The organism is Streptomyces armeniacus (genome assembly GCF_003355155.1).
GTDB lineage: Bacteria > Actinomycetota > Actinomycetes > Streptomycetales > Streptomycetaceae > Streptomyces > Streptomyces armeniacus.
Genome location: NZ_CP031320.1, coordinates 6,029,107 through 6,053,610, shown reverse-complemented (window position 1 = coordinate 6,053,610; position 24,504 = coordinate 6,029,107). Strand labels below are relative to the sequence as shown.

The 24,504-nt window shown below is 74.0% G+C and carries 8 protein-coding genes and 2 pseudogenes; 4 read left to right on the top strand and 6 right to left on the bottom strand.

Annotated elements, in window-relative coordinates; translation table 11 throughout:
- Positions 1-194: 194 nt before the first annotated feature.
- Positions 195-878, bottom strand: a complete 684-nt coding sequence (locus tag DVA86_RS26225) for an HAD family hydrolase (RefSeq protein WP_208881945.1) — start codon at positions 876-878, stop codon at positions 195-197.
- Positions 879-1,103: 225 nt separating this feature from the next.
- On the opposite strand from DVA86_RS26225, the gene DVA86_RS26220 reads away from it, so the two are divergent.
- The 4 genes from DVA86_RS26220 (at position 1,104) to DVA86_RS26205 (ending at position 5,121) form a co-directional block, all read left to right on the top strand.
- Complete coding sequence (locus DVA86_RS26220; RefSeq protein WP_208881943.1) at positions 1,104-2,591, top strand: aminotransferase class I/II-fold pyridoxal phosphate-dependent enzyme; 1,488 nt, start codon at positions 1,104-1,106, stop codon at positions 2,589-2,591.
- A 205-nt stretch (positions 2,592-2,796) separates the two neighbouring features.
- Positions 2,797-3,252: a hypothetical protein gene (locus DVA86_RS26215; RefSeq protein WP_208881941.1), complete on the top strand. Its 456-nt coding sequence runs from the start codon at positions 2,797-2,799 to the stop codon at positions 3,250-3,252.
- 70 nt (positions 3,253-3,322) lie between these two features.
- Complete coding sequence (locus DVA86_RS26210) at positions 3,323-3,646, top strand: plasmid stabilization protein (protein ID WP_208881940.1); 324 nt, start codon at positions 3,323-3,325, stop codon at positions 3,644-3,646.
- A gap of 14 nt (positions 3,647-3,660) precedes the next feature.
- Positions 3,661-5,121, top strand: a complete 1,461-nt coding sequence (locus tag DVA86_RS26205) for a cytochrome P450 (RefSeq protein ID WP_245997184.1) — start codon at positions 3,661-3,663, stop codon at positions 5,119-5,121.
- A 67-nt stretch (positions 5,122-5,188) separates the two neighbouring features.
- Here DVA86_RS26205 and DVA86_RS26200 read toward each other — a convergent pair whose 3' ends face one another.
- From DVA86_RS26200 to DVA86_RS26180, 5 genes and pseudogenes are all read right to left on the bottom strand, one after another.
- Positions 5,189-6,367, bottom strand: coding sequence for an aromatic ring-hydroxylating oxygenase subunit alpha (locus tag DVA86_RS26200; RefSeq protein ID WP_208881937.1), 1,179 nt, complete (start codon positions 6,365-6,367; stop codon positions 5,189-5,191).
- 108 nt (positions 6,368-6,475) lie between these two features.
- A complete protein-coding gene (locus DVA86_RS26195) occupies positions 6,476-8,944 on the bottom strand; it encodes a GcvT family protein (RefSeq protein ID WP_208881936.1) in 2,469 nt (822 codons plus the stop codon).
- A gap of 170 nt (positions 8,945-9,114) precedes the next feature.
- A pseudogene (locus tag DVA86_RS35545) lies at positions 9,115-9,642 on the bottom strand (MBL fold metallo-hydrolase); the annotation flags it as partial.
- 31 nt (positions 9,643-9,673) lie between these two features.
- Positions 9,674-17,671 (bottom strand): annotated as a pseudogene (locus tag DVA86_RS26185) (type I polyketide synthase); the annotation flags it as partial.
- 59 nt (positions 17,672-17,730) lie between these two features.
- The gene (locus DVA86_RS26180; RefSeq protein ID WP_425471001.1) at positions 17,731-24,486 is read right to left on the bottom strand and encodes a type I polyketide synthase; all 6,756 of its coding nucleotides are present in this window, start codon (positions 24,484-24,486) and stop codon (positions 17,731-17,733) included.
- Between the last annotated feature and the right edge of the window lie 18 nt (positions 24,487-24,504).

The following is a 24,504-nucleotide window of genomic DNA, read 5'->3' as shown; positions in this document are numbered from 1 at the left end:
ACCGGAAACGGCAGACTGCCGCAGCATTGCAAGGGAAACGCGAAGAATTGAGTTGTTGAGTCAATCTCTTGCGGGATGGCAGTCAGAGTTTTCAAGCGGTGCTGGGGTTTGTCAACAGTTCGCGCACGCGTCAATCCCGCCCACAGGGGCGGGACTTCGCGGCGGGGGCGCGTCTGCGCCGCGTCAGGCGCGCGTCAGGCGCCCGTCATCGCCGTACCGCGGCGCAGCTGTGCCAGCAGGTCGGCGAGGCCCTCGTACACGGCGGCCGCGCCCGCCGCCTCCAGGTCGGCCCTCGGTATGCCGCCGGACAGCAGGCCGAGGCAGCGCACCCCGGCCGCGCCGCAGGCGCGCATGTCCCAGACGGTGTCGCCGACGAACAGCGCCTGCGATGCGGGGAGTCCGGAGAGCCGTACGGCCGCCCGTACGAGGTCGGGTGCCGGCTTGGTCGCGTCCACGTCGTCGCCGCTCGTGGCGCCGGCGATGACGTCGTCGGCGTCGACCGCCGCGCGCATCGCGGCGAGTTCGGCGCCGCCGGCGGAGCTGGCGAGGACGACGCGCCAGCCGCGTTCCGCCAGGGCACGCAGCAGGTCGGCGGCGCCGGGCAGCGGGGCAAGCTTCGGGAAGTACGCGGCGTACAGCGCGGTGTGCGCCGCGCTGACGGCGCCGTCCTGCGAACGGTCGCGGTCCGGGCCCAGCAGGTGCACGATCAGCCGGTCGCCGCCCATGCCGACGGCGCGGTGGATGTCCGGCATCGGAACGGTGTGCCCGGCCTGCCGGAACGCCTCCCACCAGGTCACGGCGTGCAGGTAGTTGGTGTCCACGAGGGTGCCGTCGACGTCGAAGAGCGCCGCGCGCCGGGGTCCGCCGGAGTGTGCCATCGCCCGCTCCTCTCCTCCCGGTGCGGCGCGGCCCGGCCGCCGACGGCCCGGGTCCCCGCCGCCCGCGAGCGGAAACCACGGGCGGGACCACCGGACGGACCACCGGCACAGACCCCGGCGGACCACGGCCGGACCACCGGCCGGGGCCCCGCTCGTGCCCGCCCCGGCGCCGCGGAGCCTGAGCCGCACCGTGTCGTACGGAGCGACCGGGGAACACGCGGCTGCATGGACCACTCGCGCGCACCCGTACTCGACGCCCTGCGCCGCTACCACGAGCAGGGCGACACCCCCTTCACCCCGCCCGGCCACAAGCAGGCCCGGGGCGCCGACCCCCGGGTACGGGAGGTGCTCGGGGACGCGGTGTTCCGGTCCGACGTGCTGGCGATCAACGGGCTGGACGACCGGCTGTCCTCCGGCAGCGTGCTGGAGGAGGCGCACCGGCTGATGGCCGACGCCGTGCACGCGGACCGTACGTACTTCTCCACGTGCGGCAGCTCGCTGTCCGTGAAGGCCGCGATGCTGGCCGTCGCGGGCCCGTACGAGAAGCTGCTGGTGGGCCGGGACGCGCACAAGTCGGTCGTGGCGGGGCTGGTGCTGTCCGGTGTGCTGCCCGTCTGGGTGCCGCCGCGGCACGACCCGGAGCGGCATCTCGCGCACCCGCCGGCGGCGGAGGCGTTCGCGGCGGCGTTCGACGACCATCCGGACGCGCGCGGCGCCCTGGTGACCAGCCCCACCCCGTACGGCACCTGCGCCGACCTGGCCGCCACGGCGGAGGTGTGCCACCGGTACGGGCGCCCGCTCCTCGTGGACGAGGCGTGGGGCGCGCACCTGCCCTTCCACCCCGCGCTGCCGAGCTGGGCGATGGACGCGGGCGCCGACGTGTGCGTGACGAGCATCCACAAGATGGGCAGCGGCCTGGAGCAGGGCTCCGTCTTCCATCTGCAGGGCGGGCTGGTGGACCCGACGGTGCTCGCGCACCGCGCCGATCTGCTGGGGACGACCAGCCCGTCGGTGCTGATCTACGCCGGGCTCGACGGCTGGCGGCGGCAGATGGCGGAGGACGGCGAACGGCTGCTGGCCGGGGCGCTGCTGCTGGCCTCGGACGTACGGCGGTCGGCCGAGGAGATCGACGGGCTGCACGTGAACGGGTGGGACGAGTTCACGGGCCCGCGGCGGGCGGCGGACCTCGATCCGCTGCAAGTCGTCATCGACGTCGCCGAGTTGCCGCTGAACGGCTACCAGGCCGCGGACTGGCTGCGGCAGCGGCACCGTGTGAACCTCCATCTCGCCGACCACCGGCGGGTCAGCGCCCAGCTGACGCACGCCGACGACGAGGAGACCGCCGACCGGCTCCTCGCGGGACTGCGTGATCTCGTCCGGCACGCGCACGAGTTCCCCGCCGCGCCCGCCGTGCCGGTGCCGACGCCCCGCGAACTCGACCTGGAGCAGGTGCTGTCGCCGCGCGACGCGGTCTTCGGCACCACCGAGGACGTGCCCGCCGGGAAGGCGCCCGGGCGGATCGCCGCCGAGATGCTGACGCCGTACCCGCCGGGCATCCCGGCGGCGCTGCCCGGCGAACGCCTCACCGAGCCGGTGCTCCGCTATCTGACCTCGGGTGTCGCGGCCGGCATGAACGTGCCGGACGCGGCGGACCCGGCGCTGGGCACCGTACGGGTGGCGGTGGAGGACGGGCGGGGGCCGTCGGCCGACTGAGTGTTCGCCGGCCGGGTGTTTCGGCGGGCGCGTGCGTGGCACCCGGACGCCGGGATGGAGCGCCCCTTGTGGGTGAGGAGGAAGTGTCCGGGCGCGGCGGTCCGCCGCCGCGCCCGGACACTGTCGTCAGGCACCGGACACGGTGCGCCGGACACCAGGCAGCACCAGGCACCAGGCACCAGGCACCAGGCACCAGCAGGAGCCCATGGAACGTTCGCTGGAGACCTACGCCCGCGGCGTGCGCACAGCGCTCCGTGACAACGCCACGGCCTACGGCTTCTCCATCTCCGTCACCGCCGCCTACGGCCTCGCCGGCACCGGCGGCGCCCCCACCGCGTTCGAGACGGTGTGCTTCGCGCTCGCCGCGGCCCTGGCGTTCTTCCTGGTGAGCCTCGTGTTCCTGGCCCTGTTCCGGCACCAGCGGCTGAGTGAGGGCGAGCAGGTGCTGACGCTCTCGGGCGGCATCGACGTGCTGTCCGTGGTCGCCGCCGTGTGCACGGCGTACGGCTGCTCGCACCTCCCCGGCTTCGCCGTCTGGCCGGTCACCGGGCTGGCCACCGTCGTCGTGTACCTGCTGGCCGGCGGCCTCGACGTGGTGCTGGCGCGTGCCACGGCCCGCCGTACGTCGGTGGGCCGCCCGAGCGCCCGCGGCGAGCGGTGACACCTGCTGTGTGAAACGGGACGCACCGTGGAACACGGTGCTGTGCAGCACGCCAAGCGAGGAGGAGACCATGCCGCAAGGTGCGACCGCCAAGCAGGAACGGCAGTACGAGCACATCAAGGAAGGCGCGAAGAAACGGGGCGCCTCGACCGGCCGCGCGAAGGAGATCGCGTCGCGCACCGTGAACAAGGAGCGGGCCCAGAAGGGTGAGGCCAGCCGCAGGAGCCGCACCTCCGTCAAGGACAAGCCCGCGCCCGTACGCGGCGGCGAGCGCTCGCACCGCGGGTCGGTCAGCCCGACGCGCGACCAGCTGTACAACGAGGCGAAGCAGCGCGGCGTCGAGGGCCGCTCGAAGATGAACAAGCAGCAACTGCAGCGCGCCCTGGGCAAATGAGCCCGGCTCCGGACGTGCGGAGCACGGTACGGGCGCGGCACCTCAGCACGGCCGACACCCTGAACGTCGCGCTGCGCGTGCTGGCGCCCACCGTCGCCGAGGGGCCGGTGCTGCGCCGGCCCCGTGCGATGGCGCTCGCCGAGCGGTTCCGGTGGGACCGGCGGGCGGTGGACCTGCTGGAGCGGCTGCGCGAACGGTACGGGGCCGGGGTGCTGGCCTGCTCGCTCGGCGGCCGGCGCGTGGCGCTCGTACTCGACCCGGACGAGGCGCAGCGCGTCCTGCGCGAGACGCCGGTGCCGTTCAGCCCGGCGACCGCGGAGAAGCGCGGGGCACTGCGGCGGTTCCAGCCGCACGGCTCCCTCGTCACCGAGCCGGGCGGGCTGCGTACGGCGCGGCGCCGGCTGAACGAGGCGGCGCTGCAGCCGGACGAGCCGTTCCACCGGGCGGCGGCCCGCATCCAGACGGCGGTGTACGAGGAGCTGTCCGCGGCGGCGCGGGACGCGGCGGCCGGGCGCTTCGGGCACGCCGGGGACGGCGGGGACGGCGGGGACGGCGGGGACGGCGGGGACGGCGAGGCGCACGGTGCCGGGCTGCTCGACTGGGCCGGTTTCGAGGCCGCGTGGTGGCGTGCCGTACGGCGGACCGTGTTCGGCGACGCCGCGCGGGACGACACCGAACTGACCTCTCTGCTGGGCCGGTTGCGCCAGGCCGGCAACTGGTCGCTGTTCGCGCCGCAGCACCGCGCCGTACGCGACCGCTTCCTGCAACGTCTGCGGGAACGCGCCGCGCGCGCCGACCCGGACAGCCTGGCGGGCTCGCTGCCGCCGAAGCCGCCGGGCCCGCCGGACTCCTACGGGCCCGGCGAGCTGGACCCGTACGGGCAGGTGGCGCACTGGCTGTTCGCGTTCGACGCCGCGGGCATGGCCGTGTTCCGCGCGCTGGCCGTGCTGGCGACCCACCCGTACCAGCGCGAACGCGCCCATCACGAAGCCGACCCGGCGGACGGCACCGGCGACGCGGCGGACGGCACCGGCGGCGCCCCGCGGGAGCTGGCGTTCCTGCGTACGTGCGTGCTGGACTCCGTACGGCTGTGGCCCACGACGCCGCTGCTGCTGCGCGAGACCACGCACGCCGCGCGGTGCGGCGACGCGGTGCTGCCGCCGGGCACGCTGGTGCTGCTGTACACGCCGTACCTGCACCGGGGCGAACCGGCCGAGCCGTACGGCGACCGGTTCGCGCCCGAGCTGTGGCGGGACGGCGGGGCCGCCGCCTGGCCCGGCATGGTCCCCTTCAGCGACGGGCCCGGCCGCTGCCCCGGCCGCGACGTGGTGCTGCTGACCTCCGCGACGGCGCTCGCCGCGCTGCTGGCGGGGCACGGCCTCGCGCTGGACTCCCCCGTGCGGCCCGTGCCGGAGCGCCCGCTGCCGGCGACGCTCGACCACTTCGCGCTGCGGTTCGCCGTACGGCCGCGCTGAGGCACGCCACGCCTCGATACGCCACGCCTCGGTACGGCCGCGGTGACCGCCGTACGGCGGACCGCGGTCAGCCCGCCTCGTCCGTGCCGCAGCGCTCCCGCACCCACGCGTGGAACTCGCCGATGTGGTGCTCGCTGGGGACGAGGACGCCGCCGTGCCGGTAGGCGCGGGACCCCATCATCACGTGGCAGCGCTCGCAGGCGGCGAAGTCCTGCTCGTTGACACGGTGGAACAGCTCGACGGAGCGCGACAGGTCCCGCCCCTCGGCCACGACCTGCGGGAGGTACAGCCAGTCGCACTCGACGCGCGTACGGTCCACCGCCGTCGGATACATGCGGTGCACGATGACGTGGTCGGGCACGAGGTTCAGGAACACCTGCGGCCTGACGGTGATGGCGTAGTAGCGGCGGTCCTGGTCCGTGCCGATGCCCGGGATGGGGTCGAGGCCGTCGCCGCCGTCCACGGTGAAGCCGCTGACGTCGTGCCCGAACTCCGCGCCGTGGCCGACGTAGTACTGCGCGGCGAAGCCGTCCGCGAACTCGGGCAGCACCTCGGTCAGTTCGGGGTGGATCGTGGCGCAGTGGTAGCACTCCATGAAGTTCTCGATGATCAGCTTCCAGTTGGCCCGTACGTCGTAGGTGACGCGGCGGCCCAGCTCCAGCGAGTCGACGGCGTAGCGGTCGACGGCGCCTGCGTCGCCGAGCCGTTCGCTGACGGCGCCGATCACGTCGTCCTCGAAGGAGGGCGGCTCGTCGGCGAGGCAGACCCAGACGTAGCCGAGCCACTCCCGTACGTGGACCCGTACCAGGCCGTGCTCGGTGCGGTCGATGTCCGGCATGCTCGTCAGGTTGGGGGCGGCGATCAGCTTGCCGTCGAGGTCGTAGGTCCAGGCGTGGTACGGGCACTGGAAGCTGCGCTTGACCTCGCCCTCGGGCTCGGTGCACAGCTTGGCGCCGCGGTGCCGGCAGATGTTGAGGAACGCGCGCACGGCGCCGCCGCGGGACCGGGTGACGAGCACGCTCTCGCCGCCGACGGGCACCGTACGGAACGCGCCGGGGCGGCCGAGGTCGGCGGAGCGTACGGCGCAGAACCACATCTGCTCGAACAGGTACCGCTGTTCGCGCGCGAAGATCCCGGGGTCGGTGTAGTGGTGTCCGGGCAGGGTCGGCATGAGGCTGTCCGGCAGCACACGCGCGCCGGCGGAGCCGTTGGGGGAAGCGGGGGTGATACCGGTGGTGGTGGTCATGTCGTAACACCTCACGGTGAGATGGAGTGTTGTTCCGCCGCGACGGCGAGCGACCGGTACGGCGAGGGTCCGGCGGTGTAGCGAACGGCGATCACAACTGCGTACGGCTCAGCACCGGATGCGGTCCATCGCCGGGTCGAACAGCGGCTCCGCCGCCACCGTGGCGGGGACCTTCTCGCCGAAGTACTCGATGATCACGGGCGTTCCGGGCACCGACGCCGCCGCGGGCAGCCAGGCGTACGCGACGGTCGTGCCGACCGTGTAGCCGAACGCGGCGCTCGTCACGTACCCCGCGGGCGCCCCGTCGACGTGCACCGGCTCGCTGCCGAGCACCGTACGGGCCGGGTCGTCCACGGTGAGGCAGGTGAGCCGGCGGCGTACGGTCTGCTCGCTGCGGCCCTCCAGGGACTCGCGGCCGACGAAGCCGCCCTCCTTGTCCATCCGGACGGCGAAGCCGACGCCCGCCTCGTACGGGTCGTGCTCGGTGGTCATGTCGGTGCCCCAGGCCCGGTAGCCCTTCTCCAGGCGCAGGCTGTTGAACGCGCTGCGGCCGCCCGCGATCACGCCGTGCTCCTGGCCGGCCTCCCACAGCGTGTCCCACAGCTTCAGCCCGGCGTCGGCCGTCGTGTACAGCTCCCAGCCCAGCTCACCGACGTAGCTCAGGCGCATCGCGGTGACCGGCACGTTGCCGATGGACGTGCGCCGATTGCGGAAGTAGCCGAACGCCTTGTGCCCGAAGTCGTCGCGGGTCAGCGGCTGTACGAGGGCGCGCGCCAGCGGGCCCCACACGCCGATGCAGCAGGTGCCGGGCGTGATGTCGCGGATCTGGACGCTGCCGTCGGCGGGCAGCCTGCGCTGGAACCAGTCCACGTCGAGGTTGCCGTTGGCGCCCACCTGGAACCGGTCGCGGGACAGCCGCGCCACGGTCAGGTCGCTGCGGACGCCGCCGGACTCGTCGAGCAGCAGGGTGTACGTGACGGCGCCCGGCTTCTTGGCCAGGTTGTTGGTGGTGAGGTACTGCAGGAACGCCAGCGCGCCCGGCCCGGTGACCTCGATCCGCTTGAGCGCGGTCATGTCGTACAGCGCCACGCGCTCCCGCGTGGCCTTCGCCTCCGCCGCGGCGATCGGCGACCAGTGGCGGGCGGACCACTCGTCGCGCTCTGGGATCTCCGTGCCGTCGAGCAGGCCGGAGTCGAGGAGCGCGGCGTTCGCCTCGTACCAGTGCGGGCGCTCCCAGCCGGACGCCTCCAGGAAGTACGCGCCCAGCTCCCGCTGCCGTACGTGGAACGGGCTGACGCGCAGCGGGCGCGGGCGCTCCATCGGCTGGAGCGGGTGGATGATGTCGTAGACCTCGGCGAAGTTCTGGCAGCCGCGCTCGCGGATGTAGTCGGGCGTCAGCTGTACGTCCTCGAAGCGGTTCAGGTCGCACTCGTGCACGTCGGTGCCGGGCCGGCCGTCGGCCAGCCACTCGGCCATCGCGCGGGCGACGCCCGCGGAGTGGGTCACCCAGACCGCCTCGGCCAGCCAGAACCCGGCCAGCTCGGGGTGCTCGCCCATCAGCGGCAGGCCGTCGGGCGTGAAGGAGAACAGCCCGTTCATGCCGTCCCGCACCTCGGTGCCCGCGAGGTCGGGCAGCAGCCGTACGCTCTCCCGCCAGGCCGGGGCGAAGTCGTCCTCGGTGAACGGCAGCATCGACGGCATGTCCGGCGCCTCGTCCGGTGCGAGCACGTCGTCGAGGGAGACGGGCATCGGGCGGTGGCCGTAGTAGCCGATGCCGATGCGGTCGCCGTGCTCGCGGAAGTACAGGTCGTGGTCCTGGTGCCGCAGGATCGGCAGCCCGGCCTCGCTCAGCTCGTCGTTGACGCCGCGGAGGACGTCCAGCGGGCCGGTCTTGGCGTACTGGTGCGCCAGCGGGACCAGCGGCACGGTCATGCCGACCATCCGGCCGATCTTCGGCCCCCAGAAGCCCGCGGCCGAGACCACGATGTCGGCGGGGAACCGCGCCTCGCCCGCGCGTACGGCGGTGACCCGGCCGTGCTCCTGCTCGATCGCGGTCACCTCCTGGTGCGGCACGAACCGCGCGCCCCGCGCGGTCGCCCGGCGCGCCTGCGCCTCGCCCGCGCGTACGGCCTTGGCCAGCCCGTCACTCGGCACGTGCAGGCCGCCGTACACGCGGCCGGGGTCCAGCAGCGGGTGCAGGTCGGCGCACTCCTCGGGGGCGAGCAGCCGGCCCTCGGTGCCCCACGAAGTCGCCCAGCCGTGCTTGCGCTTGAGGTCCGCCCAGCGTTCGGGGGAGCCGGCGACCTCGAGCGAGCCCAGCTGCCGCAGGCACCAGGCGCCGTCCAGGGACAGGCCGGCGAACTTGCGGAGCGTGTACTGCGCGAACTCGGTCATCGTCTTCGACGGGTTGGTCTGGAAGACGAGTCCGGGAGCGTGCGAGCTGGAGCCGCCGGTCGCGAACAGGGGGCCCTGATCGAGCACGGTGACATCGGTGAGACCGCGTTCGGTGAGCTCGTCGGCGAGCCCGCAGCCGACTATGCCGGCTCCGATGATGACGATGCGGGGTTGTGCCGCCATGGTCGACCCTCCTGTTTCGGAACGTGCCGTCAACTTCGTTATGCGCAACAGCTGGTGGACATGCGGGGGCCACGGCCGTAAACGGACCGGGTGGCCCCCTGAGGGTGTTTGTCGACGCGGGTCAGGGTCGGGGTCGGGTCTTGGGTCGGGTCTGAGGTCGGGCCGGTGTGTCAGCGGCGTCCGGCGAGCAGTTCGTCGATCGCCTTCGCCTCGGACTCGATGAGGGTGCTGTCACCGTGGCCGGTGAGCACCTGCGTACGGCTCGGCAGCGTCAGCAGCCGGTCGCGGATGGACGTGACGATGGTGTCGAAGTCGCTGTACGAGCGGCCTGTGGCGCCGGGACCGCCGTTGAACAGGGTGTCGCCGGTGAAGACGGTGCCCAGCTCGGGGACGTAGAAGCAGACCGCGCCGGGCGCGTGCCCGGGTGTGTGGATCACCTTCAGCCGGACGCCGGCGACGGTGAGTTCGGCGCCGTGCGAGAGATGGCGGCCCGGCGGGTACGTCGGGTGGGTGAGCTTCCACAGCACCTCGTCCGCCGGGTGCAGATGGATCGGGGCACCGGTGCGGGCGGACAGGGTGGGTGCGGCGTTGATGTGGTCGTTGTGTGCGTGGGTGCACAGGATGGCGCGGAGGGTGCGGCCGGCGATGGCGGTGGTGATGGCGTCGGCGTCGTGGGCCGGGTCGATGACCACGACTTGTGCGGTCCGTGGGCCAGGGGGCGGGAGTCCGGCCGGTGGTGTGGAGGGTGGCCAGGGCGGTGAGGGTGGTGTGGATTTCGTTGTGGCCCGGACGGAGGGTGCTGAGGGTGCTGCTCGGATCGGCGTCGGGGAGGGCTTCTTGGGTGAGTGCGGTGAGGGTGGTGTCGGGGCCGAGTTCGAGGTAGGTGGTGACGCCTTCGCGGTCGAGGGTGGTGAGGGTGTCGTGGAATCGGACGGTGTGGCGGATGTGGTGTGCCCAGTACCCGGGTGAGCAGAGTTGGTCGGCTGTGGCGGGTTCTCCGGTGGTGTTGGAGATGACGGGGACCTGCGGCGGGGTGTAGGTCAGGTGGGCGATGGCGTCCCGGAACTCGTCGAGCACGCCGTCCATGTGGGGGGAGTGGAAGGCGTGGCTGACGTTGAGCCGCCGGGTTTTGTGTCCTCGTTCCGTCCACTGTTCGGCGATGTGCTGGACGGCGTCGTGGTCGCCGGAGATGACGGTGGTGGCGGGGCCGTTGACGGCGGCGATGGTGACGTTTTCGTGTCCGGTGAGGGAGGCACGTACGTCTTCTTCCGTGGCGCGGATGGAGGTCATGGCGCCGCTGGGGGTGGCCTGTTGCATGAGGTGGGCGCGTGTGGCGACGAGGGTGGCGGCGTGGGGGAGGGTGAGGACTCCGGCGGTGTGGGCGGCGGTGATTTCGCCGAGGGAGTGGCCGGTGAGGTAGTCGGGGTGGATGCCCCAGGACTCCATGAGGCGGAAGAGGGCGGTTTCCACGGCGAAGAGGGCGGGTTGGGCGTAGCGGGTCTGCTGGAGGAGTTCGGCTTCGGGGGTGCCCTCGGCGGCGAAGACGATGTCGTGGAGCGGCCGGTCCAGGTGTGGGTCGAGGTGGGTGCAGGCCTGGTTGAAGGCGTCGGCGTAGGCGGGGAAGGTCTCGTGGAGCTGGCGGCCCATTCCCACGCGCTGACTGCCCTGCCCACTGAACAGGAACGCCAGCTTCCCCGTGCCGGACGCGCTCGCCTGGCCCTGGATGACGGTCGGATGGGGCTCGCCATTGGCCAGGGTGTGGAGGCTGATGAGCAGGCTGTCGCGGTCCTCGGCGGCCGTGAGGGCGGCGCGGTGGGTGAAGTGGGTGCGGGTGGTGGCCAGGGCGTGGCCCACGTCGGCCGGGTCCTGTTCCGGGTGCGCTGTGAAGTGTGCGTGCAGGCGTGCGGCCTGGTCGCGCAGCGCCTGTTCCGTACGGCCCGACAGTACCCATGGCAGGGCTGCCCCTACGGGCCCCTCCGGTACGGGTTCGGGGGCGGGCGCGGCCTCCAGGATCACGTGTGCGTTGGTGCCGCTGATGCCGAACGAGGACACTGCCGCCCGTCGCGGCCGGTCCGTCTCCGGCCATGCCACCGGCTCGGTCAGCAGCCGTACGGCGCCCGCGTCCCAGTCCACATGGGGCGTCGGCTCGTCCACGTGCAGGGTCCTGGGCAGTTCGCCGTGGCGCATGGCCTCGACCATCTTGATGATGCCCGCCACGCCCGCCGCTGCCTGCGTGTGCCCGATGTTGGACTTGACCGATCCGAGCCAGAGCGGCTGCGAGGCGGCCCGCTCCTGCCCGTACGTCGCCAGCAGCGCCTGGGCCTCGATCGGGTCACCCAGCGACGTACCCGTTCCGTGCGCCTCCACGGCGTCCACGTCGCCCGCCGTGAGCTGCGCGTTGGCGAGTGCCTGCTGGATGACGCGCTGCTGCGAGGGCCCGTTCGGTGCGGTGAGCCCGTTCGACGCCCCGTCCTGGTTGACGGCCGAGCCCCGTACGACGGCCAGCACCGTGTGCCCGTTGCGCCGCGCGTCCGAGAGCCGCTCCACGAGCAGCATCCCGACGCCCTCGCCCCAGCCCACACCGTCGGCCGCGCCCGCGAACGCCTTGCAGCGCCCGTCCGCAGCCAGCCCGCGCTGCCTGCTGAACTCGATGAACGTCGCCGGCGTCGCCATCACCGTCACGCCCCCGGCCAGCGCCAGGCCGCACTCGCCGCCGCGCAGCGCCTGCGCGGCCAGGTGCAGGGCGACCAGCGACGACGAGCACGCGGTGTCCACGGTGACGGCCGGTCCCTCCAGCCCGAAGGTGTACGCGATACGGCCGGACGCGACGCTGTACGAGCTGCCCGTCCCGATGTACCCCTCGAAGCCCTCCGGCGTCCGCTGGATCAGCCGCGTGCCGTAGTCGCCGTACATCACCCCGGTGAAGACCCCGGTGGGCGTGCCGGCGAGGGACGCCGGGTCGAGGCCGGCGCGCTCGAACGTCTCCCAGGTCGTCTCCAGCAGCAGCCGCTGCTGCGGGTCGATGGCCAGGGCCTCGCGCCGGCTGATGCCGAAGAAGTCCGCGTCGAACTGTTCGGCGTCACGCAGGAATCCGCCGTGCCGTACGTAGCTCTTGCCCGTACGGTCCGGGTCCGGGTCGTACAACTCCTCGACGTTCCAGCCGCGTTCGGCCGGGAACGGCGCGATCCCCTCGCCGCCCTCGGCGACGAGCCGCCAAAGCTCGGCGGGCGAGGTGACCCCGCCGGGGTAGCGGCAGGCCATCCCCACGATCGCGATCGGCTCTTCCTGGCGGGACCCATCGGACACACGGGACCCACGGGACACGGCGGAGGTGCGTGCCGACGCCACGGCCGTCGCCCCCGCGCCGGCCAGCTCGGTACGGACGTACGCGGCGAGCGCCTTCGCCGTCGGGTAGTCGAACAGCAGGGTCGCGGGCAGGCGCAGACCGGTCGCCGCGTTCAGGCTGTTGCGCAGTTCGACGGCGGTCAGCGAGTCGAACCCCAGCTCCTGGAACGCGCGGTCGGGCGCGACGGCCTCCGGCGAGGCGTGACCGAGCGCCACGGCGGCCTGGCCGCGGACGAGTTCCAGCACGAGGACGTCCTGCGCGTCCTCGTCCAGCGCGGCGAGCCGTTCCGCCAGCGGGGTGCCGGTGGCCGCTTGCCGGACCTTGCCGCGGACGAGGCCGCGCAGAGGCGCGGGGAGAGCGCCCGCGGCGGCCTGCGTACGGAGGGCGGGGGAGTCGAGCCGGGCGAGGGTCAGGGCGGGGCCGCCCGAGGCGAGAGCGGTGTCGAGCAGGGCGAGCCCCTGCCCCGTGCTGAGGGGGATCAGGCCGCCGCGCGTGACGCCCTCGGCCATGGCGCTGTCCGCCCAGAGCCCCCAGGCGAGTGAGGTGGCGGGCCGGCCCTGCGCGTGGCGGCGGTGGGCAAGGGCGTCGAGGAAGGTGTTCGCGGCGGCGTAGTTGGCCTGCCCCGGATTGCCGAGGGTCCCGGCGATGGAGGAGTAGAGGACGAACGCCGACAGGTCGAGATCCCGGGTCAGCTCGTGCAGATGCCAGGCGGCGTCGGCCTTGGGCCGGAGCACCCGGTGCAGGTGTTCGGGTGTGAGGTTGGCGACGGTGGCGTCGTCCAGGACACCGGCGGTGTGGAACACGGCCGTGAGCGGGTGCGCGTCCGGAATCGCGTCCAGTACGCGGGCGAGGGCGTCCCGGTCGGCCGTGTCGCAGGCGACGAGAGAGACCTCCGCGCCCAACGCCTCCAGCTCCGCCCGCAGTTCGCGAGCCCCGGCCGCGTCCGGGCCGCTGCGGCTGGTCAGCAGCAGACGGCGGACCCCGTACGCCTCCACCAGATGCCGGGCCAGCAGACCACCGAGGGTCCCGGTGGCTCCGGTGACCAGCACGGTGCCGTCCGCGTGCAGGGCTGTGCCGTCCGCGTCCAGGGCGGGCGCCTCGCCGTCTTCCCCGACCGTCCGTACGAGGCGGGGTGCGTACGCCGTGCCGTCGCGCAGCGCGAGCTGGGTCTCCCCGGCCGCCACCACCGTACGGAGCGCGTCCCATGATGCGTCCGAGCCGTCCACGTCGACCAGCAGCAGCCGGTCGGGGTGCTCGTTCTGCGCGCTGCGGACCAGGCCCCATACGGCGGCCGCCGCCAGGTCCCGTACGTCCTCCCCGCCCGACGCGGCCACCGCGCCCCGCGTGACGACCACCAGCCGGGAGTCCGCGAGTTCGCCGGCGGCGAGGAAGTCCTGCACCGCGCCCAGGACGTGCCCGGTCGCAGCGTGCGCGGCCGTGTGCGGATCGTCGTACGGGGGGCCGGACAGGCACGGCAGCAGCACCACGTCCGGCGCCTGCTCGCCCGTACGGATCGCCTCCGAGAGCGCGCCGACGCCCGCGTACGCGCGCTCGTCCCGTACGGCGGCTCCCACCGCCGTGTCGCCGCCGAGCACCGCCAGAACACCACCGTCGGGGCCATCCAGCGGGGCGGCCTGCCAGTCGAGCCGGAACATCAGGCCGCGCTGCGCGGCGTCCGCCGGCGTCAGCCGGCTGGTGTCGACCTCCCGGGTGACGAGCGACTCAACGGTCAGCACCGGCGCGCCCGTTCCGTCCGTGACGCGCAGCGCGATGCCGTCACCGGAGAGCGGCGTCAGCTGCGCCCGTACGGTGGCGGCGCCGGTGGCGTGCAGCGTGACGCCGTTCCAGGCGAACGGCAGGCGCGTGGCCGTCCGCGTACCGCCCGTCCGCGTACCGCCCTCCCCGGCGGCCGCGTTCCACGCGCTCGCGTGGAGGACGGCGTCGAGCAGCGCGGGGTGCAGGCAGAAACCGGCCGCGTCGGTGCCGCCGGGCAGGGCGGCCTCGGCGTAGAGGGTGTCGCCGTCGCGCCATGCGGTGCGGAGGCCCTGGAAGAGGGGGCCGTAGTCGTAGCCGAGGCCGGCCAGGCGCTCGTACAGGTGCGCCAGTTCGACGGGTTCGGCGTCCGGCGGCGGCCACGCGCCCGGCGCGGTGGGCTCCGGTTCGGTTGCCGCGTCCGAGGTGAGGAGCCCGGACGCGTGCCGGGCCCAGGGCCGGTCGTACGGGTCCGCGCCCGGGTCCGTACCGACAGTGCCGTCCGGGCGTGACCGTACGGTGAACGGCCGCTGCCCCTTCTCGTCCGGGGCCGCGACGGTCAACTGCAGCTGTACGGCGCCCCGTTCCGGAAGGACGAGCGGCGCGTGCAGCGTGAGTTCCTCCACCCGTCGGCAGCCGGACCGGTGCGCGGCGTGCAGGGCCAGGTCCACGAAGGCGGTGCCGGGCAGCAGTACGGTGCCGTCGACGGCGTGGCCGGCCAGCCAGGGGTGCGTCGCGAGGGAGAGCCGGCCGGTCAGCACCTGCCCGTCCTCGCCGCCCGCCTGCCCCGCGCCGTCCGTGACGGTAACGGCGGCGCCGAGGAGCGGGTGTTCGGCGGCGTCGAGGCCGAGGAGGCCGGGGTCGCCGTCGAGGCCCGGCCGTGCCAGCCAGTACGGCTGGTGCTGGAACGCGTACGTGGGCAGCCCGACGGTCCGCGTACCGCCGTGCGCCGGCCAGGGGCCGGGCGTACGGCCCGTGGTGTGGAGGGCGGCCAGCGCGGTGAGGGCGGTCTCCGTTTCGGGCCGCTTGGGGTGCAGGGCGCCGAGCGCGGTGAGGGCGGCGTCCGGAAGGCTCTCCCGCGTGAGGGCGGTGAGCGTGGTGTCGGGGCCGAGTTCGAGGTACGTGGTGACGCCTTCGCCGTCCAGGGTGCGGACGCCGTCGTGGAAGCGGACGGTGCCGCGTATGTGCCGGGCCCAGTAGTCGGGAGAGCACAGGTCGTCGGTGGTGGCGAGGCGGCCGGTGACGTTCGAGACGACGGGAACCGCCGGAGGGCTGAGGGTCAGCGCCGCGACGGCGTCCCGGAACTCGTCGAGCACGCCGTCCATGTGGGGGGAGTGGAAGGCGTGGCTGACCTTCAGCTGCCGGGTCTTGCGCCCGCGCTCCCGCCACTGCGCGGCGACGTGCTGTACGGCGTCGTGGTCGCCGGAGACGACAGTGGCGGACGGGCCGTTGACCGCCGCGACGGCGACCCGGTCCTCGAGCCCGGCCAGGGACGCGGCGACCTCGGCCTCCGGCGCCTGGACCGCGGCCATCGCGCCGCCGCTCCGGGCGGCCCGCATGAGGCGGCCGCGTGCGGCGACCAGGGCGCAGGCGTCGGGGAGGGTGAGGACCCCGGCCGCGTGCGCGGCGGTGATCTCCCCGATGGAGTGCCCGGCGAGGTAGTCGGGACGGATGCCCCAGGACTCGACGAGCCGGAACAGCGCGGTCTCGACGGCGAACAGCGCGGCCTGCGCGTAGTCCGTGCGGTGGATCAGCTCGCCCCCGCGGGCGTCCCCGCCCCCGCCCCCGTCCCCGCCGTCGCTGTCGCTGCCGTCGGCGAAGACGATGCCGCGCAGCCCGTGCTCCAGGTGCGCGTCCAGATGCCCGCACACCTCGTCGAAGGCGTCCGCGAAGACCGGGTACGCGGCGTGCAACCCCCGTCCCATACCCGTGCGCTGGCTGCCCTGCCCGGTGAAGAGGAACGCCAGTTTCCCGCCGCTGCTCCGGCCCCGTACGACGTGCGGGTCCGCGCCGCCCTCCGCGAGGGCGCGCAGCCCGGCCAGCAGGCTGTCGCGGTCCTCGGCCGCGGTGAGGGCGGCGCGGTGGGTGAAGTGGGTGCGGGTGGTGGCCAGGGCGTGGCCGGTCTCGGCCAGGACCTGTTCCGGGTGCGCGGTGACGTGTGCGTGCAGGCGTGCGGCCTGGTCGCGCAGCGCCTGCTCCGTACGGCCCGACAGTACCCATGGCAGGGCTGCCCCTACGGGCCCCTCCGGTACGGGTTCGGGGGCGGGCGCGGCCTCCAGGATCACGTGTGCGTTGGTGCCGCTGATGCCGAACGAGGACACTGCCGCCCGTCGCGGCCGGTCCGTCTCCGGCCATGCCACCGGCTCGGTCAGCAGCCGTACGGCGCCCGCGTCCCAGTCCACATGGGGCGTCGGCTCGTCGACGTGCAGGGTCTTCGGCAGTTCGCCGTGGCGCATGGCCTCGACCATCTTGATGATGCCCGCGACCCCCGCCGCTGCCTGCGTGTGCCCGATGTTGGACTTGACCGATCCGAGCCAGAGCGGCTGCGAGGCGGCCCGTTCCTGCCCGTACGTGGCGAGGAGCGCGTGTGCCTCGATCGGGTCGCCGAGCCGCGTGCCCGTTCCGTGCGCCTCCACCGCGTCGACCCCCTCGGGGGCCAGCCCGGCGTTCTCCAGGGCGCGGCGGATGACGCGTTCCTGCGAGGGGCCGTTGGGTGCGGTGAGGCCGTTCGACGCCCCGTCCTGGTTCACGGCCGAGCTGCGGATGACGGCGTGCACGGTGTGCCCGAGCCGTACGGCGTCCGAGAGCCGTTCGAGGACGAGCATGCCGACGCCCTCACCCCAGGCCGTGCCGTCCGCCGCGCCCGCGAACGCCTTGACCCGCCCGTCCGCCGCCAGCCCGCGCTGGCGGCTGAACTCCACGAAGATGCCCGCGCTGGGCATGATCGTGGCGCTGCCCGCCAGCGCCATCCGGCACTCTCCCGCGCGCAGCGCCTGGCCCGCCAGGTGCAGTGCCACCAGCGACGACGAGCACGCCGTGTCGACGGTGACCGCCGGGCCCTCCAGCCCGAGTACGTACGCGAGGCGGCCCGACGCGACACTGGCCGCGATGCCCGTCAGCAGGTAGCCGTCCGTGCCCTCGGCGCCCGGCGGCCGGATGGAGGCGTACTCCTGGCCGGGCGCGCCCGCGAACACGCCCACGTCGCGCCCCCGTACGGAGCCCGGGTCGATCCCGGCGTGCTCGAACGCCTCCCACGCGGTCTCCAGCAGCAGCCGCTGCTGCGGGTCCATGGCCAGCGCCTCGCGCGGGCTGATGCCGAAGAACTCCGCGTCGAAGAGGTGCGCGTCGTGCAGGAAACCGCCGTGCCGCACGTACGTGGTGCCGAACGAGGCGGGGTCGGGGTCGTAGAGCGCGTCCACGTCCCAGCCCCGGTTGACGGGGAATTCCGAGACGGCGTCACGGCCTTCGGCCACCAGGTCCCACAATCCGGCGGGCGAGGTGATGCCGCCGGGAAAACGGCAGCCCATTCCGACGATGGCGATGGGCTCCTGCCGCTCGGACTCGATCTCCTGAATACGGCGGCGCGCCTGATGGAGATCGTTCGTCACGCGCTTGAGATACGTGCGGAGCCGTTCCTCGCTGGCGCTGGCGTTGGCCATTTCCTCAACCCGTCCCGGTGGTCACTGACTCAGAGTTCGTTGTCGATGAAGTCGAAGATTTCGCTGTCCGTCGCCGAGTCGATCTTTTCGGAGAGATCGGCGGCGTCGCCGTCGCCCGGTTCGGGCGGCGCCGCTGCTTCGTTGAGCCGGAACAGGAAATCCTTGAGGCGCGCGGTGACACGTGACCGCGACTCCTCGTCCGTACGCGGCGACAGCGCCTCCGCTTCCAGCCTCTCCAGGTCCGTCAGCAGCGACTGCGCCGCCGCCCCCTCCTCGGGGGCGAGTTCGACCCGCAGATACGTGGCCAGCGCCGCCGGCGTCGGCTGGTCGAAGACGAGGGTGGTGGGCAGCCGGAGGCCGACGGCCGCGCACAGCCGGTTCCGCAGCTCGACGGAGGTCAGCGAGTCGAAGCCGGTCTCCTTGAAGCTCTGCTCGCTTCCGACCGTCGTCGGCGACCGGTGCCCGAGCACGGTGGCGACCTCCGCGCGTACCAACTGCAGCAGCGCCTCGTCCTGTTCGGCGCGCGCCATCCCCGCCAGCCGCTTCGCCCACCACTCCGCGGGAGCCTGGCCGCCGGGCCCCGGACCCTGGGCGGCGGCGGCCCGTCGCGACGGGCCGCCGGCGAGGGTGCGCAGCGGCGCCGGCAGCGCCGCCGAGTCCGCCCGCGCCCGCAGCGCCGCCGCGTCCAGCCGCGCCGCGACGACCACCGGACGGCCGCTGCTCCACGCCGAGTCGAACAGCGCCAGCCCCGCGTCCGTGGGCAGCGCCCGGATGCCCGTACGCGCCATACGGCTCAGGTCGGCCGTCTCCAGCATGCCCGTCATCGCGCTGGCCTGCTCCCACAGGCCCCACGCCAGCGACGTCGCGGGCAGGCCCAGTTGGCGCCGGTGGTGGGCGAGGGCGTCCAGGAACGTGTTGGCCGCCGCGTAGTTGGCCTGCCCCGGGTTGCCAAGCGTCCCCGCGACCGACGAGAACAGCACGAACGCGCTCAGGTCCAGATCGCGGGTGAGGCTGTGCAGATGCCAGGCGGCGTCGGCCTTCGGCCGCAGCACCGCGTCGAGCTGCTGCGGCGTCAGCGCGGTGAGCGTGGCGTCGTCCAGCACTCCTGCCGTGTGTACGACGGCGGTGAGCGGATGCGCGTCCGGGACGCCGGCGAGGAGGCGTACGAGGTCGTCGCGGTCGGCCGTGTCGCAGGCGGTGACCGTGACATGGGCGCCCAACTCTTCGAGGTCGGCGTGTAGTTCGCCGGCCCCGGCCGCCTCCGGTCCGCTGCGGCTCGTGAGCAGCAGATGCCGTACGCCGTGCTCCGCGACGAGGTGCCGCGCCAGCAGCCCGCCCAGGGTGCCCGTACCACCCGTGATCAGCACGGTGCCGTCCGCGTCCAGACCGACGGGCAGGGTCAGGACGACCTTGCCGACGTTGCGGCCCTGGCTGAGGAAACGGAACGCCTCGTCCGCCTGCCGGATGTCCCACACCGTCGTCGGAAGCGGCTCCAGCACGCCGCGTGCGAAGAGGTCGCTCAGCTCCGCCAGCATCTCCCGTATCCGGTCCGGCCCTGCCTCGGCCAGGTCGAACGGGCGGTAGTCGACGCCCGGATGGCGCCCGGCGACCTCCGACGCGTCCCGGATGTCCGTCTTGCCCATCTCCAGGAAGTGGCCGCCGCGCGGCATCAACCGCAGTGAGGCGTCCACGAACTCGCGGGCGAGTGAGTTGAGTACGACGTCGAAGCCCTCGCCGCCGGTGGCGTCCCGGAACTCCTCCTCGAAGTCCAGGGTGCGCGAGTTGCCCAGCCGGTCGTCGGTGAAGCCCCGCCCGCGCAGCACGCCGTGCTTGCCGGGGCCGGCCGTGCCGTACACCTCGGCGCCCCAGTACCGCGCCAGCTGCACCGCGGCGGTGCCGACGCCGCCCGCGGCGGCATGCACCAGCAGCCGCCTGCCCGCACGCAGCCCGGCGAGGTCGGCCAGCCCGAGGTACGCCGTCAGGAACACCACCGGCACGGAGGCGGCCTGCGTGAACGACCAGCCCTCGGGCACCGGGGCCAGCAGCCGGTGGTCGGTCACGGCCAGCGGCCCCATCGCGCCGCTGAACATGCCCATCACGCGGTCGCCGACGGCCAGGTCCGGCACGTCCGGACCGACGGCCACGACCGTTCCCGCGCCCTCGCCGCCGATCACCTCGGCGCCCGGGTACATGCCGAGGGCGATCAGGACGTCGCGGAAGTTCAGCCCGGCGGCCCGCATCGCGACCCGTACCTGGCCCGGGGCCAGCGGCTCGTGCACCTCGGGCGCGGGCCGCAGCACGAGGTTCTCGAGGGTGCCGGGCTCGGTGACGTCGAGCCGCCAGGCACCCGCGGCCGTGTCCGCGCCGCCGCCGCCGTCCGGCGGTGCCAGCCGCGGTACGGCGTCCGCCCGCGCCAGCCGCGGCGCGAGGAACTGCCCCGAGCGCACCGCCAGTTGCGGCTCGCCCGCGGCGGCCGTCGCCAGCGCCAGCGGGAGACTCGTACGGGAGGCGTCCTCTCCGTCCAGGTCGATCAGCACGATCCGGTCCGGCGCCTCCAGTTGCGCGGTGCGCAGCAGGCCCCACACCGGGGCGTTCGCCGGGTCGCGTACGTCCTCGCCGCCGTGCGTGGCGACCGCGCCGTACGTCACCACCGCCAGCCGCGAGTCCGCCAGCCGCTCGTCGGTGAGGAACCACTGCACGATGGCCAGCGCCCGCTGCGCGGCGCCGTGCGCGGCGGCCACAAGACCGGCCCCGCCGCCCGCGGTGCCCGCGGTGTCCTCGCCGCCCGCAGGCAGCCCGGCGCGCTGCCCGCCCGCTTCGTACGGGGCGCCCGCTTCGTACGGGGCGCCCGCCTCGTACGGGACCGAGCCGCCGTACGGAACGGCGTCCTCCGCCCCGTCGCACCACATCAGCACCGTGCCCGGCACCGGGCCGCCCGCGTCCAGCGCGTCCCACAGCTCCGGCAGGTCCGCCGGCGGCTCCGCGCCCGGCTGCGCCGCCGCAGGCACCGGCGACCAGCCGAGGTGGAACCGCGACCCCTCGTGGTTCGTGAACGTCGCCGCCAACTGGTCCGCCGGCACCGACCGCACGGTCAGCGAGTCCACCGTCGCGACGGCACCGCCCGCACCGTCGGCGACCGTCAGCGCCACCGTCTCCGGGCCGGTCGGCGACAGCCGTACGCGCAGCTCACCCGCGCCCACCGCGTGCAGCGCCACCCCGTCCCAGGCGAACGGCAGCCGCACCGCGCCCGCGTCCCGGTCCGCCAGCGGACCGCTCAGCGCCAGCGGGTGCAGCGCCGCGTCCAGCAGCGCGGGATGCAGGCCGAAACCGGTGCGGTCGGTGCCCTCCGGCAGCGCGACCTCCGCGTAGATGTCGTCGCCGCGCCGCCACGCCGCGCGCAGCCCCAGGAACGTCGGTCCGTAGCCGACACCGACGCCCGCGAAGTACGCCCGTACGTCCTCCACGTCGATCGCGTCCGCGCCGTCCGGCGGCCAGGCGCTCAGCTCGCCGTCCGGCGCCGGTGCGGCCTGCTCCGGGCCGAGCGCGCCAGTCGCGTGCCGCGTCCAGCCCGCGCCGGGCAGCGCGTCCTCCGGCCGCGAGTGCACCGTGAACGGCCGCCGCCCGTCCTCGTCCGCGCCGCTCACCGACACCCGCAGCTGGAGCGCGCCCTGCTCGGGCACGAACAGCAGCGAGTCGTGCGTCAACTCCTCGATACGGCCGCCGCCCAGCTCGTCGGCCGCGCGCAGCGCCAGGTCCAGATACGCCGTGCCCGGCAGCACCGGCACCCCGGAGATGGTGTGGTCGTCGAGCCACGGATGGCCCCTGCGGGACAGCCGCCCGGTGAAGACGTGGCCCTCGCCGTCGGGCAATTCCACCGCGGCGTCCAGCAGCGGGTGGCCCGTCGCACGCTGCCCCAGGTCGCCGGGGCTGGCGGAGATGGCCGGGGCGCGCAGCCAGTACGGCTCGTGCTGGAAGGGGTACGTCGGCAGCGGCGTCGGGTCCGGCCGGTGCGGCGTGCCGGGCGCGGGCCAGTGCAGCGGCGAGTGCGTGGTGTGCAGGGTGGCGAGCGCCGTCAGCACGGCGTGCGTCTCGCCGTGTCCGGGACGGAGGGTGCACAGCGTACGGGGGCCGGGGCCGGGGAGGCCGCCGTCGCGAGTGTCTGCCGGGCCGCCCGCGGCGTCGGGGTCGCCCGTAGCGTCCGAACCGTTCGCGGCGTCCGGGCCTGCCGGGCCGTCCGGCAGGCTCTCGTGCACCATCGCCGTCAGCGTGGCGTCCGGGCCGATCTCCACGTAGTTGGTGACGCCCGACTGGTCCAGGGTGCGTACGGCGTCGTGGAAGCGGACGGGGTTGCGGATCTGCTGCGCCCAGTAGTGCGGATCGGTCAGCTGCTCCGTCGTCGCGATCTCGCCCGTCAGATTGGACACGACCGGAATGTGCGGAGGTCGGTAGTCCAGCGCCGCCGCGGCATCCTCGAACTTGCCCAGCACCGGGTCCATGTGCGCCGAGTGGAACGCGTGGCTGACCTGGAGCCGCCGCGTCTTGTGGCCGCTCTCCGCGTACGCTCGCGCCAGCTGCTCCACGGCCTCGGCGTCACCCGAAACGACCGTGGACCGCGGCCCGTTGACGGCTGCGATCCCCACCCGCTCGTCCAGGCCGTGCCGCTGCAGCGCCGCACGTATCTCGCTCTCCGGCGCCTGCACCGCCGCCATACCGCCCTGCCGCGCGGGCAGGTCCTGCATCAGCCGGGCACGGGCCGCGACGAGCGTCGCCGCGTCACCCAGGTCCAGGACACCGGCGAGATGCGCGGCGGTCAGCTCGCCGATGGAGTGGCCCGTGAGGTAGTCGGGCGTGATGCCCCAGGTCTCGATCAGCCGGTACAGCGCGGTCTCCAGCGCGAACAGCGCCGTCTGCGTGTACAGCGTCTGGTCCAGCAGCGCCGCCTCGTCCGTGCCCTCCGCCGCGAACATGACGGCCTTCAGCGGGTGTTCGAGGTGCGGATCGAGCCGTTCGCACACCGCGTCCAGCGCCCGCGCGAACGCCGGGAACGTCCCGTACAGCTCGGCCCCCATCCCCGCGCGCTGGCTGCCCTGGCCCGTGCACAGGTACGCCGTCTTCCCGTGCGTCGCCGTCCCCTGCACCACGTGCGGGTCCGGCCGCCCGGCCGCCAACGCGTCCAGCCCGCCCAGCAGTTCGGCACGCGACGCGCCGAACACCACCGCACGGTGCTCGTGGTGCGTACGGGTCGTCGCCAGCGAGAACCCGACGCCCGCCAGGTCCACCTCCGGGCGCGCCTCCACGTGCTCCCGCAGCCGCGTCGCCTGAGCGCGCAGCGCCCGCTCCGTCTTGGCCGACAGCACCCACGGCACCGCGCAACCGGCGCCGGTGGCGTCACCGGCGGCATCACCGGAGTCGTCCGTGGCCCGCGGTGCGTCCTCCGGCGCGGGCGCGGCCTCGAGGATCACGTGCGCGTTCGTACCGCTGATCCCGAACGAGGACACGGCGGCACGGCGGGGCCTGTCCGTCTCGGGCCACGGCTGCGGGTCGGTCAGCAGTCGTACGGCGCCCGCGTCCCAGTCGACGTGCGGTGTCGGCTCGTCCACGTGCAGGGTCCTGGGCAGTTCGCCGTGCCGCATGGCCTCGACCATCTTGATGACGCCCGCCACCCCGGCGGCGGCCTGGCTGTGCCCGATGTTGGACTTGACCGAGCCGAGCCAGAGCGGCCGGTCCGCGGGCCGGTCCTGTCCGTACGTCGCCAGCAGCGCCTGCGCCTCGATCGGATCACCCAGCGACGTGCCCGTCCCGTGCGCCTCCACAGCATCGATATCGCGTGCCGTGAGCTGTGCGTTGGCCAGCGCCTGCCGGATGACGCGCTGCTGCGACGGCCCGTTCGGCGCCGTCAACTGGCTGCTGGCCCCGTCCTGGTTGACCGCGCTCCCACGTACGACAGCCAGGACGGGGTGACCGAGACGCCGCGCGTCCGCCAGCCGCTCCACCAGCAGCACACCCACGCCCTCACCCAGCGCGGTGCCGTCCGCGGCACCCGCGAACGCCTTGCACCGCCCGTCCGGGGAGAGCGCGCGCTGCCTGCTGAACTCGATCAGCGTCGCCGGCGTCGCCATCACCGTCACACCACCGGCCAGCGCCAGATCGCACTCCTGGCTCCGCAGCGCCTGGCACGCCAGATGCAGCGCGACGAGCGACGATGAACAGGCCGTGTCGACACTGACCGCCGGACCCTCGAAGCCGTACGTGTACGACACCCGGCCGGACGCCACGCTGTACGCGCTGCCCGTGCCCACGTAGCCCTCGAGGCTCCCCGGCGTCTGGAGCAGCCGCGCGCCGTAGTCCCCGTACATCACCCCCGTGAACACCCCGGTGCTGCTGCCGCGCAGCGTCCCCGGCTCGATGCCCGCCCGCTCCAGCGCCTCCCAGGTCACCTCCAGCAGCAGCCGCTGCTGCGGATCGATCGCCTGCGCCTCACGCGGACTGATGCCGAAGAACCCGGCGTCGAAATGGTCCGCGCCCTCGAAGAAACCGCCCTCCCGGACGTACACCTTGCCCGGCCGGTCCGGATCCGGGTCGTACAGCTCCTCCACCGGCCAGTCCCGGTCCGCCGGAAACTCCGCGATCGCGTCGGTGCCTTCCGCCACCAACCGCCAGAGTTCCTCGGGAGAACCCGCACCGCCCGGATAGCGGCAGCTCATCGCGACGACCGCGATCGGCTCCGGATCGCCGGACTCCACCTCGAGAAGGCGTTCCCGCGTCTGGTGCAGCTCGGCCGTCACCCGCTTGAGGTAATCGCG

Excerpts from the sequence above, each read along its gene's own strand:
- DVA86_RS26225 (WP_208881945.1), bottom strand. The coding sequence starts at position 878 with ATGGCACACTCCGGCGGACCCCGGCGCGCGGCGCTCTTCGACGTCGAC.
- DVA86_RS26220 (WP_208881943.1), top strand. The coding sequence starts at position 1,104 with ATGGACCACTCGCGCGCACCCGTACTCGACGCCCTGCGCCGCTACCAC.
- DVA86_RS26215 (WP_208881941.1), top strand. The coding sequence starts at position 2,797 with ATGGAACGTTCGCTGGAGACCTACGCCCGCGGCGTGCGCACAGCGCTC.
- DVA86_RS26210 (WP_208881940.1), top strand. The coding sequence starts at position 3,323 with ATGCCGCAAGGTGCGACCGCCAAGCAGGAACGGCAGTACGAGCACATC.
- DVA86_RS26200 (WP_208881937.1), bottom strand. The coding sequence starts at position 6,367 with ATGACCACCACCACCGGTATCACCCCCGCTTCCCCCAACGGCTCCGCC.
- DVA86_RS26195 (WP_208881936.1), bottom strand. The coding sequence starts at position 8,944 with ATGGCGGCACAACCCCGCATCGTCATCATCGGAGCCGGCATAGTCGGC.